Annotated in this window: 11 protein-coding genes; all 11 read right to left on the bottom strand. The window is 35.6% G+C overall.

The genetic code is table 11. The features are described from left to right. Positions 1-155: 155 nt before the first annotated feature. Complete coding sequence (locus ACLJPQ_RS05660) at positions 156-1586, bottom strand: undecaprenyl-phosphate galactose phosphotransferase (RefSeq protein WP_000373565.1); 1431 nt, start codon at positions 1584-1586, stop codon at positions 156-158. Positions 1587-1664: 78 nt separating this feature from the next. Continuing rightward, positions 1665-3101 carry a phosphomannomutase gene (locus tag ACLJPQ_RS05655; protein WP_080184646.1) on the bottom strand — a complete coding sequence of 479 codons (1437 nt, stop codon included), beginning with the start codon at positions 3099-3101 and terminating at the stop codon, positions 1665-1667. Between the two features lie 7 nt (positions 3102-3108). Next, complete coding sequence (locus ACLJPQ_RS05650; RefSeq protein ID WP_001519056.1) at positions 3109-4530, bottom strand: mannose-1-phosphate guanylyltransferase/mannose-6-phosphate isomerase; 1422 nt, start codon at positions 4528-4530, stop codon at positions 3109-3111. 14 nt (positions 4531-4544) lie between these two features. Next, positions 4545-5702, bottom strand: a complete 1158-nt coding sequence (locus ACLJPQ_RS05645; RefSeq protein ID WP_001529342.1) for a glycosyltransferase family 4 protein — start codon at positions 5700-5702, stop codon at positions 4545-4547. Then, positions 5689-6699: a glycosyltransferase family 4 protein gene (locus ACLJPQ_RS05640; protein ID WP_001060529.1), complete on the bottom strand. Its 1011-nt coding sequence runs from the start codon at positions 6697-6699 to the stop codon at positions 5689-5691. The genes ACLJPQ_RS05645 and ACLJPQ_RS05640 overlap by 14 nt, the downstream gene beginning before the upstream one ends. Next, on the bottom strand, positions 6699-7898 hold the full coding sequence (locus ACLJPQ_RS05635) for an O-antigen polymerase (protein ID WP_001529369.1): 1200 nt from the start codon (positions 7896-7898) through the stop codon (positions 6699-6701). The genes ACLJPQ_RS05640 and ACLJPQ_RS05635 overlap by 1 nt, the downstream gene beginning before the upstream one ends. 93 nt (positions 7899-7991) lie before the next feature. Next, positions 7992-9035, bottom strand: coding sequence for a glycosyltransferase family 2 protein (locus ACLJPQ_RS05630; protein WP_001100432.1), 1044 nt, complete (start codon positions 9033-9035; stop codon positions 7992-7994). 1 nt (position 9036) lies between these two features. Then, on the bottom strand, positions 9037-9651 hold the full coding sequence (locus ACLJPQ_RS05625; protein ID WP_001529348.1) for an acyltransferase: 615 nt from the start codon (positions 9649-9651) through the stop codon (positions 9037-9039). Between the two features lie 46 nt (positions 9652-9697). Continuing rightward, the gene (locus tag ACLJPQ_RS05620) at positions 9698-10660 is read right to left on the bottom strand and encodes a glycosyltransferase family 2 protein (RefSeq protein WP_000038916.1); all 963 of its coding nucleotides are present in this window, start codon (positions 10658-10660) and stop codon (positions 9698-9700) included. Then, positions 10653-11993 (bottom strand): hypothetical protein, encoded by a 1341-nt coding sequence (locus ACLJPQ_RS05615; protein ID WP_001079813.1) that lies wholly within the window; start codon positions 11991-11993, stop codon positions 10653-10655. The genes ACLJPQ_RS05620 and ACLJPQ_RS05615 overlap by 8 nt, the downstream gene beginning before the upstream one ends. Continuing rightward, entirely contained in the window at positions 11993-12874 is an 882-nt protein-coding gene (rfbJ, locus tag ACLJPQ_RS05610) for a CDP-abequose synthase (protein WP_000887842.1), read from the bottom strand. The genes ACLJPQ_RS05615 and rfbJ overlap by 1 nt, the downstream gene beginning before the upstream one ends.

The following is a 12874-nucleotide window of genomic DNA, read 5'->3' as shown; positions in this document are numbered from 1 at the left end:
CCTGTCAGGTGTGGAAACCCTGCCACAAACGGTCATGGCAGGTTAAAGGTGAATAGTATGTTAACTCAAAGGTATGATATTAAGGTAGCGATTGATGCGTTCAGATTTTACGCAGGCTATTTTATACAATTATTATTCAGTACTTCTCGGTAAGCTTAATACGCACCATCTCGCCGCAAAACAACTTTCGCTGTTTTAAACAGAATGGCAATATCATTCCAAAGCGTCCAGTTTTTAACATACCAGGAATCAAAATAAACACGAGTGTCATAATCAACATCATTACGCCCACTCACTTGCCATAGACCTGTCATGCCCGGCTTTGCCATCAAATAATAATCAACATCATCACAATAACGCTCCAGTTCATCCGAAACGATAGGTCGTGGTCCAACCAGGCTCATATCACCTTTTAGTACATTAAAAAGTTGTGGCAACTCATCAAGGCTAGTTTTACGTATAAATCGACCTACAGCTGTGATTCGAGGATCATTTTTCAGTTTAAAATCTTTTTCCCATTCAGCTCTGGCAATAGGATCGTTAGCCAAAAGTTCTTTTAGTACCTCTTGAGAATTCATAACCATAGAACGAAATTTGTAGCATGGAAAAAGTTTTCCATGCCGGCCTACTCGCTGGTGACCATAAATAGCCGGACCACCATCTCGAGTAACTTTATACCACAGATAAATCATAAGTGGTGATGCAATTATAAGAATCATTATTGAACAAACAATATCAAATGTCCGTTTGAGAAAACGGGACGACCTTTTAGCCAAGTTATTTTGTATCCTTAATAACATAACTTCATGGCTAAAGATAAAAGACATATCTGTATTATATAACGGCAATCCTCTAAACGAGGGGACGACAGTAACAGAACGACAATGATGTTTTGAAAGTTCACGTAGCCAAAAATGTGTTTTCTCCAACTCGGTGTATTCATAAGCAAGGATATAATGGACATCACCTGTACGATTTAAATCCCAAATAGTCTCAGTATCCTTTATCACCGGCAACATATTTATTTCAGCATCTGACGCATCCGTATCAAAAAAAGCGATAACATCAAACCCCATCATCTCCTCACTTTGCAGCGCAGAATATGCACCACGAGCATTCTGTCCGCTCCCCAGGATGATAGTTTTTTTCTTCCAGATACCTAGCTTGTTCAATAAATGCTTTGTAAGTGCGCGAAAAAAAGGCACCAGGATTATGGCAAAAGTCCAACAAAACACCCAGACATAGCGTGAAAACTGCCATTTTGTAAAAGCAATTAAAGCCAAATCAAACACAGCAAAAATAACGATAGTACGAATAACCTCTTTCAACTCATACCAGAATGGCTTTCGATATGTATAGTGACGCAGCCGAACCCAAAACCATCCAACGCATACTATAGATAGAATAAAATGTGATATAAATCGATTATCCAATTGCTCTTGTGGTACAAATCGCTGAACTTCATCAAAGATTAAATATACAACACCTAGCGATGCCCATAAGGCTACATTAAAAAACAATAAATCTGATATAGCCAATAATATTTTGCATAAATTTGGGTTATACTTATTATCAAAACGATCCATTTAATCCTCACCCTCAACCTGGGTACCAGATAACCAGACAAAGTATTACTGGAAAGAAACGCTCTATATCAACAGCCATTAAGCTCTACCCAGTTTGCTTTTGATATTAGAGAGAACAGTTTCAACAATATTACATGCATCCTCTTGCGAGTCAGCCTCCGCATAGCAACGCAACTCAGGGGCATTGCCTGAAGGTCGTAAATGAATAATATTATTGTTATCGATAGTGATTCTAAAGCCATCAGTAACATCAGAATGTAATATATGATGTTTATTAAAACCAATATACTGCAAAAAATCCTCTTGATCTGTCAGACCAAGATTTATTAGAGACATACTTGTTTTAACACTTATATCCTGTAATCTGTTTGAATAGGTATAGCGAGCAGGAAGTTTTTTAACAAGCTCACTAATACTTTTGTCCTTGCTACCAAACAGAAGCATAATGGCAGGTAATAAAGCATCACGTGTTGGTAATGCCTTAAGTAAACGCTGATTAATATAAACATCGCTACCTAGCAGAAAGCCACCATTCGCTTCAAAACCAGCTATACAATTATAGTTTGCAGATAATTTAGCAAATGCTGCAATCACATAGGGTGAACCAATCTTTGTTCGTTCCACATGTTTAAAAAAGTTACCAGATGAGATTGTACTGTTGCAGCTTACAGGAATAGCGACTGCATCAGCAGCTAATTCGAGAGAGCACAGAAGGCCTAATATATCTCCTCTTAACCAATTTCCATATTCGTCAGCTATCAGAGGGCGATCTCCATCACCATCAGTTGAAAATATAGCATCTAACTGATATTTTTTTGCCCATGTGATTGCTTTATTTCTATCATCTTCACTTACAGCTTCAGTATCAATAGGAACAAATTCGTCGCTCCTTGCTAAACTAACAACTGTAGCACCCAACATTTTGAATAACGTCTTATAGAGATCACGACCCGCACTAGAATGCTCATAAATTCCAATGCGCTTATTTTTTAAGAATGGCATTGGAAATAATGAGGTATATCGTAGAATATAATTTCCAGCAGCGATTGTGGAAATTGTCAATTGTTCAAGCTTAGGCTTCATAAATGAGGCTTCAACATGAATAATAGCATTCTCATCATCTTTAGTAATTTCACCATCTGGCCTATAAAATTTCAGGCCATTACGGTCAAAAGGGATATGACTGCCAGTAACCATGATTGCAGGTACTTTATCGGAAATTGATTGATGAGCTAAAGCAGGTGTTGGAATTACGCCATAGTAAACGGTTTTAATTCCTTTTTCTTGCAAAGCAGCAGCACAAGCTTGAGCCATCGCGTAACTGCTTGGACGATTATCAATTGCGAGCGCAACCGTTGTAAATGAGAATCTTTGCTGCATTACTGTCAAAAAGGAAATGGTAAATGCTGCGCAAACTTCGGGTGTAAAATCGGTAACAAGGCCGCGGGCACCACTGGTTCCAAAATTAATTCCAGATTTGTTGATAACATCGTAAGTATTATATATATTTTTCATCAATTCATTACTCCAGATATCCAGAATGTTTCTCCAGGCGAATAATATCATCCTCCGCAAGATAGGTGCCAGATTGAATTTCTATTAGTTCTAATGGAATAGTCGCGGGGTTTTTTAACGTATGAACTGTATTAGCAGGTATAAATGTTGATTCATTCTCCGAAATTGTAAAAATTTCTTCCCCCTTAGTAATACAAGCAGTACCAGATACCACTATCCAATGCTCAGCACGATGGAGATGCATCTGAGCAGCAAACTTCGCGCCTGGTTTAACAGTTATTCTTTTAACTAAATAATTATCGCCACTATGAATTACGCTAAATTTTCCCCACGGTCGGAAAACCTCTAAATGTTTTTTATGTTCGTTTCTATTATTAGCTTTTAAATAATCAACAACTTTTTTAACATCCTGGACTGAATCTTTATCAGATACTAATAAGGCATCTGCTGTCTGCACGATAACTAAATTATTTACTCCGATTGTACTAATAAACGATTTTTCAGAATAGATATAATTATCTTTACTATTATATGCAAAAATATCGCCATGTAATACATTACGTTGTGGATCTTTCTTAGAAATATCCCACAGTGAAGACCATGACCCCACATCTGACCAGCCGGCATTCATCGGTACGACAACTGCATGCCTAGTATGTTCCATTACCGCATAATCGATAGAATCACTAGGGCACATTGCGAATGCTTCTTTATCAATACGGATAAAATCAAGATCAGGATTAATACTCCCTACCGCATTTTCACATGCTTGGTAAATATCGGGGGACAGATCCTTTAATTCTTGTAAGTAACTACTTGCACGAAAAAGGAACATACCGCTGTTCCAATAATATTTCTCTGAATCTACATAATGACGCGCTGTATCGAAATCAGGCTTCTCTACAAATTCGGCTACAGAAAAAGCATCTTCCCCGATTGCTTCACCTCTACAAATATAACCGTAGCCAGTTTCGGCCTGTGTGGGTACAATACCAAACGTTACTAGCTTACCTTGTGTTGCAAAAAATTCAGCGTGATTGATAGCTTTAAGAAACACTTTCTCATCGCGGATGACATGATCCGCAGCAAGGACAAGCAAAAGCGGGTCTTCATCGACGACATTCTGAAGTGAACAAAAAGCGGCCAGCGCTATAGCTGGGGCTGTATTACGCCCCACTGGCTCTAATATGATGTTATTTGCTAGTTTATTTATAGCTCGAAGTTGTTCAGCGACAAGGAAGCGGTGACTATCATTACAAATGACTAAAGGTTCTCCAGCCAAAAGAGGAGTCAATCTTTTAATGGTGTTTTGCAGCATAGATAATTCACCATCTACGCTTAAAAACTGTTTCGGATGCTCTTCACGTGAAAGTGGCCACAAACGGCTACCAATCCCACCGGCCATTATTACTGGTATTAATTTAGACATTCAATAAACCATAATTAACGTTTAATAATCTGTTCTGTTTTGAAAAGATTCCACTTTTCATTAACAAAGTTCTTAAATTCTTGTTCAAATCTTGATCGAGAAAATTTTTCTGCATTTTTTCTACAAGCCTGAGATGTAAAAAATGATGCATTTTTTTCAAACTCACTAACAGCTTCATGCAAAGAAGCAATATTCTGTTCCTTGAAGAAAATGCCAGTCGGTTCCTCTATACCTAGTGGGCGAACGGTTTCTAAGGCCCCTCCCTTCCCAAAGGCAATAACAGGGGTACCGCAAGCTTGAGCTTCGACAGGTATTATTCCAAAGTCCTCTTCCGCTGCAAAAACAAACGCCCTGGCGCTCTGCATATACTCTTTTAAAACAGGAAAAGATTGATAACCGAGCAATTTTATATTGTCTGTAGCCTTGCTCTTTATTTTTTTCATCTCCGGTCCATCACCAATAACTACTAATTTCTTTTCCGGCATTTTACTAAAGGCTTCGACAATAAGATCAATACGTTTGTAGGGTACCATACGGGATGCTGTGAAATAATAGTCTTGCTTTTCATTTTTTACTTCAAAATTATCCACATCTACAGGCGGATATATAACTGAAGCCTCACGTCTGTATACTTTTTTAATTCTACGCGCGATATATTGAGAATTAGCTATAAAATGATCAACCCCATTTGCGGTTCGAGAATCCCAAATTCGTATTTTGTGAAGAAGCCATTTTGCTAACCAACCTTTAATTCCTTTATTCAGGTTAGACTCATTAAGGTACTGATGCTGTAAATCCCACGCATATCGAATAGGAGAATGAACATAGCTAATGTGAAGCTGATCTGGTCCGGAAATAACACCTTTTGCAACGGAATGGGCGCTACTAATGATGATATTAGCATCTGATAAATCAAGTTGTTCAATAGCCAGTGGCATTAGTGGTAAATATTTCTGGTAAAATTTTTTAGCTTTAGGTAAATTTTGAATAAATGTGGTAGTCGCATATTTCCCCAGAAAATGTCTTCTTTGTTCATCCGTTAGAAAATCAACCACCGAATATAACTTCGCTTCAGGGAAAATATGCAGGATGGCAGATGATACCTGTTCGGAGCCTGCATAACTTAATAACCACTCATGAACGAGAGATATTTTTATTTCATTTATTTCCATCACATGCCTCTGTCAGTACCATTTCAATCTCACTAACCACGTTTTGCCAATTGAACCTCTTTGCCCGCAAAAGCCCCTTTTGGATTAAATGCTTACGAAGTTCAGAATCATTAATTAACCTCGAAATTCCTTTAGTAATAGCATCTTCCGAAAGAGGGTCGACAAGAATCGCTGCATCTCCAGCCACCTCTGGCAATGATGAAGTTAGAGAAGTTAATACAGGAATACCACAGGCCATGCTCTCCACTACAGGTAATCCAAAACCTTCATATAAAGAAGGGAAAACTAATCCTAACGAGCCCTTATATAACGATGGTAAATCTTTTTCAGACACGAACCCAAAGAACTTTACACGTTCACTTAAACCATGTTGTATTATTAGTTTTTCTAAATCATTACAAGGATTACCAGTAAAAACGAGTTTTATTGCTGGATCAATATCTGCTTTGGCAAAGGCAGATATAACACACTTCTCATTCTTATGAGTTTTTCTGTTTCCTACACATAGCAAATATTTATAGCCTAAATTCAATGGTTTTACATCGGCATTAAATAGACTAGATACCCCATTATATACCGTGACTATTTTATTAGGGTTTACACCTGACCATGCTACTATTCTTTCTTTTGAAAAATTCGAAACTGTGAATATTTTATATGCTTTTCTACAACCGCGCTTTATTATAAAATTATAAAATAACCTCTTAAAAAGAGAGGAATTATCATTTAAATCCAGATGATTTAGATCATGTATTGTTATTATGAACTTTTTCGAACAAAAAAGTGGTGGGATATAGCCAGGAAGAAAAACCACATCAGTTTTCTTTCGCAGAAAAATATTGACTGCTAAACCTAATGGGGCCAGCGGAGAAGCACATTTTCTATATAGTTCCTCCTTAGATATATCACATAGTAGTTTAGAAATTTCATCAGTAAAACGTCCAATACCCCCTTTATTAGACCAACTAATATCCATCAAAACCTTTTTATTATTCATTATCGCGTGCACCGTCTATTTGTTAATTTTAAAAATGGAATCAAAGCTAAAACTGTCCAATAATATATAGAAAAAGTTGATGACGAAGGTGCTGAACTTAACGCTGCACTTATAAAATATATACTTCCAAAGAGAAAATATAATCTATAGTGCATATTGCTACAATGACTGCCATATATTCTATTTAGTAAAGTTGAAGAATAAAATTGACTTGCTAGATAAATAATATTTATGATTAAGCCAATAATACCAGTCTCAAGGGCGATCCAGAAAAAATAATTATCCGTATTTAACCTATTATCTTTTACCGAAAGCATGTTTCCTGAACCTTGAGTACCCAGACCTATACCTGATGGATGTTCTGACAGGAAGTTTAATGAATTAATTGCCATATCTATCCGTCCCTGTGTAGATCCACGCGATGCCTGAGACGAATCTGTAAACCTGCCGATCAAAATTTCTGTATAGTTGTCAAAAATATTAGTAGAAATTGCTAAAACGGGTATAATTATTACAAATAAAGTTATTCCACAAAGAAGCATCTTCCGATTTGAAATTATATAAAGTGCGTAAATAAGCGCAGCAACAAGTATTGCTCCTCTAGTAAGACTCATGCAGATCGCTATAAATAGCACAAAACTAATAATAAGCATCAATAATCTTTTATATCCTTGGGAAAAACACTCCATACATAACAAAACACCTAATGTGAGCATATATCCAAAATTGAGAGCATCACTAAAACCGCCTGTAGCCCGGACCATCCCATCATAGCTATTAATTAAGTTTAATTGTTCTCCTGCATAATGCTCATCATATCCGAGCAATTTAATGAACTCTCCATTCATTAGTACATCAATAATAGATATTGTCGCAACTATAAACATTAGAAAAATTATGTAGCAAACTATTTTTTCAATATTTAAGGATTGCGGGTATGATACTTTTAAAATCACTAATGCTATGAAAACTGCCGGGAATAAAATATAACTCCGCCCCCCCATAATTGCTTGAATTTTATCCGGTGAGAATATAGTTAACGCTATTACCCATAGTATTACCGCCGACCATGAAAAAATAGTAAAAATCAACGGAAAATAAGTTTTTTTCCTATCAATGACAAATCGAACTAGCACTAACGCCACAAAAAATACATTGAGTACATCCCTTAGGATTGCTCCTGGTGGAAATGGCAGCATACCCACCATCCACGAACTAATATATGGAGAAAATAAGTTAACGCCTAATATCGCAGCAAGAAGTATATTCATAACATTTTTTGAAAGTGGAGGTTAAATACCAAGACGCGGAGTACCGCCTTTTTTGCTACGAATGTATTTAATTAAAGCATCATAGCCCCTCCGTTTTAGTACATACCCTAAAAAGGCATGCACATAGAAAAGCTTTTCATTTGAAAATCCCATTTCCCGAAATTTATTTATCATTTTAATATAAGTATAAAGAGGCAAGTCGAGTTGATCTCGAATATAAGGATAAAAATAGTTCGCTAAGTCTTTTCTAATTCCAGCATAAACGCCATCAATTTTTGTTGTATCTTCTATATATTTTGCAATTAGCAACAAGCCTTCAACCATATGTATACGGCCCTCTGGTTTATACCCCCCCGGGGTGAAAACTCCTTTTTCAGTTCCAGCGTTACCAAAGTCAGGAGCCTCTGTATCCCTCGACAATGTCATCACGTCGCTAAAATAGTATCCCTGACCTTCAGCCATTAGCATACCAGCAAGGTACATTTGATAATATAAACGCCCATCAAATAAATCACTCGATAGTTTTTTTGCTTTTTCAGCATTGACAATAAAGCCTGAAATAACTCCAACTCTACGGAAGAAAAATTTAATGGCATCAGCCCCCGGCTGAAATAAAGTATCGTCTGTTAAATGACGAACAGTATCACATAACTCATTCGGATTTTCCTTAAACCAACCATACGCTCGCGTAGCCAATACAATTTCAGGATTAGCCTTCAAAACTTTCACTATTTTTGATAACGCTCCATCTGCTAATAGATCATCGTTGCCCATGATCATGCAATATTTACCTGTCGTCAAACTAATGCATTTTTTTAAATTCTTATCATAGCCTAAATTATCTTCATTGAAATTAACATGAAGATTATGTTTATTATTTTTTGCTTTATAGTTTTCGATAATAGAGTTTATCTCATCTCTTTGTGGAGATTTATCTTCACAAACAATGACCTCAAAATCATTATTGTTTAAACAATAATCTTGATTATATATGCTATCCAGTAGTGGCTCTAAAAACTCAGCTCTATTATAAGACGGTATACAAATACTGATAAAAACATTCATTTTAAAATACCTTTATTACTTTAGCAGGAACCCCACCAATTAAACATGGCTTATCGACTTTTAAATCCTTGACGACTGAATTAGCTGCGATTACACAGCCATCACAAATTTCACTACCAGCCAGAATTACTGCATTATCTCCAATCCAGCAGCAATTACCTATTTTAATAGGAGCAATATCACCTAATGGCTTATTTGCTGGCGGTTCTATTTTCGGACTGCATACTTTATAACTGCCATGGCTATGATCGCCTATATAAACTTTGCTACCAATTAATATATCGTTTTCTAAAATTAAACATGATACGCAAGAAATATGAACATTATCACTTAAACATATACGATCACCTATGTACAAATAAGGTTCAAATTTTTCATCACCATAATTATATACAGCTTCAATCCAGCAGTTATCACCAACCCGCATACTACCCCATTTGGAAGAGGTGTTATTTTTTGCAGAGTACGGTTTGACATTCAATTTAAAATTCTTCCCAACCATTTTAAAATCATATCCGCTAAGCAGAACAAAAAACTTCGCTTTTAATTTCCGCCTAACTTTACTCAATAATGATATGATAAGATTTAATTTTAATCTTAAAATATAGACAAGCATTAGATAGTCCTATAAGTCGTTTTCAGCAAACCACCTTGAATAATTTTTATTTATGCATTAAAACCGTCTTTATAATATATTTTATTTTTCTAAATAAAGGCACAGTTTTAGGGTATAGATAGAAAAACCTAAGCCCATATTTATATATAATTAAATCTATAAATGCACTATCGCAATCTCTTAAATAATTATTTGTAGCAAAATTTTTGGTTTTATCTTCATCGCCTATGAAGTTAAGTAAGAATAAACATGCTGATGCGCGAACTCTCTTACTTACACGGTGCTCTCTGGGATAAAAAACATCAAAGATTGTCGCAAGATTATTAGAAAAAACCTTATATAAATGATATCCACCTGAATTATCTGGCTCAGCCTCAATTATATTATTATGGATAACTGCGAACTCTCCACCCTGTTTAAGTAATGGCAATTGCCATGTTAAATGCATAAGATATTTTCCAGTAGTTTGCGGACTGAAAATACCAACGGCTTTGACAATTGCATCAGTTTTCTTACATATCATTCCAGAAATAAACGTGAACATAACTTTCACGTCTGAAATAAAATCTACATCATTTGTGTAGAATGACGTCCTAACATCAGCATTATAATTTAACTCAGTCTTTGCTGCTGAGTTTACATACACCATATCTAATGCAGGCCGGGACTTTAATATCGAAAAAACCTTCGAAATACCATTTTTGACTATTAGATCATCATCGCCAATCATCCAAAGATATTTTCCATTTGATAACTCAAAACATTTCTGGAAGTTACCATCCATTCCTAAGTTTTCTTCATTTAGATGATAAGTACTATTTCTTATTTTATCTAAGCCACTCTTGGCTATTCTTGCTGTTTCATCTGTTGAAGCATTATCACAAACAATAACCTCGAGTTCATCATGACAATAGTTCTCCTGTTGAATTATACTATCAAGTAAACGAGCCAAACATGAAGAGCGGTTATATGTCGGAATAGCAATAGTAAGAAGAGGTTTTTTACTCATAAGAACTCTTGAATTTTTTAAAGATTATATAAGTTTGAGGAACAAAATATAACCACGTTAGTGCTGCATACATTAACATGTAGAACCTCGAGTACTCTAAATATGCAACAAACAACATTGTAGTTATAGTCAAGAGAGCCATTATACATGATGCCAATGTCATTTTTTCAGTTTTATGCGCTCTTATATAGGTTGCAAAGCAAGCTACAATGTGATTACCAATAATTGCTAAAGATAAAAAGAAAAAATCCTGCAATCCCAAAAACCGCTCGCCAATGTTTGAACCAGATAATTTCAATAACCATAATGAAATGTATACACCAGTTAACCCTGTCAAGACAAAAAAGGATGATTGCATTACTGCACTTTTGAACGATTTACTCAGTTCCGCAAGTTGTTTGTTGGAAACCATTACTCCCCATTTTGGATATTTAGTGGATATCCAAGCCAGGCCCGTAGCCATTACCATATTGCATAATGTTAAAGACATCCCTAACTGCCCTGCATATATAGCCCCGAAATATTTGAATGCAATGGGGGTCATAACAAAATAAATAAAATACCCTGACATCCAACTTAGAGCAATTCGCCATTGCATAGGAAATATTTCATTAACCCATGAAATACCACCTTCAGTATATTTATTTTTATACCTTAAAGATTGCAGGAAAATTTTTTTAAAATACTTATATGAAAATATGGAGAAGATGATAGTCCCTGAAATAGCTATTGCAGACGTAGCATATAGTCCAAAGCCACTAATAAGTAAGCTTACTGCCAATATACCAGCTAACAGCGACTGATACATTCTCATTTTATTCACATCAGTAATTAACCCACTCCCTTCAGCGACAGAAAGTACAGAAACAAGAAAAATATTAAAAGCTGTAACTATTGTTAATAATAACCATGCCCCTTGCCAAGGTACACCTAAGCCTTCTTTTTGCGTAAAAAAAACATACCCGATGGGACCGACTATTAATATTATTAGCAAAGCTATTACTGCATACCATTTTATTGCCAACCGAAATAACGATAGGTAACGTTGCTTATTTTTACTTTCACCTATAATATCTCGTTCAGAATAATCATATTTTAACGCTGACATTTCGTGGCTAGCGAATTGAATGATTACCGTTGATAGCCCCAATTCAAATATTATCTGTAGTGCCACCACTGAATTAAATGTATAATAATAGCCCTGTGCGTCTTTAGATAAATGGTGTGATATTAACATTATTAACAGCAAACCCGTTAATACAGATATTATCTTACCAAAAATAACATAACGAATTGCTTTATCTACACCTAACATTCTAATAATACGATTCATTAATCTTTCATACTCAACATTTTTTTCACACCCTTCTCAATAGAAAACTCGGCACTCCAACCTAATTGAGTCAAGAAAGAGGTATTTGCATGTGACTCCATAATCTCATCATCACGCATCGCAACTGCACCATAATTTATCTTACTACTACTATGCGTTTCTTTTTTTATTATCTCAAACACTTCTTTTAGCTCTATCGATTTTCCAGTCCCCACCTCGACATCATAGTGTCCAGCGTTAAAACCCTCCTTTAAAATTTTCAAATAGGCCGAAACAACATCGTCTATATAAATAAAATCTCTTTTCTGCCTGGCGATCGTACAATCAATATCTTCATTGTTTTTCATTTTTTTGATAATATACGGGATTATTTTACCTGCTTTATCCCTCTCACCGTAAACATGTTCTAAACGTAAATTTATAAAACAAACGTCTGGATGTTCCTCTACGTATATTTTTGATAGTTCTACAAAATGTCTTTTAGATGCCATGTAAGAACGCATATATCCATAGTGCTTCTCATATTTCCCAAAAAAAGAGTCAGTAGAAATAAAGAATTTAGTTTTAAGCGCTGGCATTAACTCAAGCAGTCTTGTTGGTAATAGGACATTACATTTATATTGTTCAGATATAGGGGTTCTGTTTCGACCATAGTCTGTTGCAATATGGACAATCGCATGAATATTCATAGATGATTGACATATTTTTTCTATATCTTGTATATTCAACCATTCAATCAAGGTATTGATAATCGTTGGCTCGGTTATAGGACGCTTTAATGCAATAATACTATAACCTTCCTTTATGAGACTATGTAGTAGATGGGTACCTACAAAGCTAGTAGCGCCAGTCATTAGGATTTTCTTATTCACATCAAGCAT

Source organism: Salmonella sp. SAL04213, assembly GCF_046550535.1.
GTDB classification, from domain to species: Bacteria; Pseudomonadota; Gammaproteobacteria; order Enterobacterales; family Enterobacteriaceae; genus Salmonella; species Salmonella enterica.
This window is presented reverse-complemented; position numbering and strand designations above follow the sequence as displayed.

Bases quoted from the DNA above. Each gene is read 5' to 3' on its own strand.
- ACLJPQ_RS05660 (WP_000373565.1), bottom strand. From the start codon at position 1,586: ATGGATCGTTTTGATAATAAGTATAACCCAAATTTATGCAAAATATTA.
- ACLJPQ_RS05655 (WP_080184646.1), bottom strand. From the start codon at position 3,101: ATGAAAAATATATATAATACTTACGATGTTATCAACAAATCTGGAATT.
- ACLJPQ_RS05650 (WP_001519056.1), bottom strand. From the start codon at position 4,530: ATGTCTAAATTAATACCAGTAATAATGGCCGGTGGGATTGGTAGCCGT.
- ACLJPQ_RS05645 (WP_001529342.1), bottom strand. From the start codon at position 5,702: ATGGAAATAAATGAAATAAAAATATCTCTCGTTCATGAGTGGTTATTA.
- ACLJPQ_RS05640 (WP_001060529.1), bottom strand. From the start codon at position 6,699: ATGAATAATAAAAAGGTTTTGATGGATATTAGTTGGTCTAATAAAGGG.
- ACLJPQ_RS05635 (WP_001529369.1), bottom strand. From the start codon at position 7,898: ATGCTGCCATTTCCACCAGGAGCAATCCTAAGGGATGTACTCAATGTA.
- ACLJPQ_RS05630 (WP_001100432.1), bottom strand. From the start codon at position 9,035: ATGAATGTTTTTATCAGTATTTGTATACCGTCTTATAATAGAGCTGAG.
- ACLJPQ_RS05625 (WP_001529348.1), bottom strand. From the start codon at position 9,651: ATGCTTGTCTATATTTTAAGATTAAAATTAAATCTTATCATATCATTA.
- ACLJPQ_RS05620 (WP_000038916.1), bottom strand. From the start codon at position 10,660: ATGAGTAAAAAACCTCTTCTTACTATTGCTATTCCGACATATAACCGC.
- ACLJPQ_RS05615 (WP_001079813.1), bottom strand. From the start codon at position 11,993: ATGAATCGTATTATTAGAATGTTAGGTGTAGATAAAGCAATTCGTTAT.
- rfbJ (WP_000887842.1), bottom strand. From the start codon at position 12,874: ATGCTTGATGTGAATAAGAAAATCCTAATGACTGGCGCTACTAGCTTT.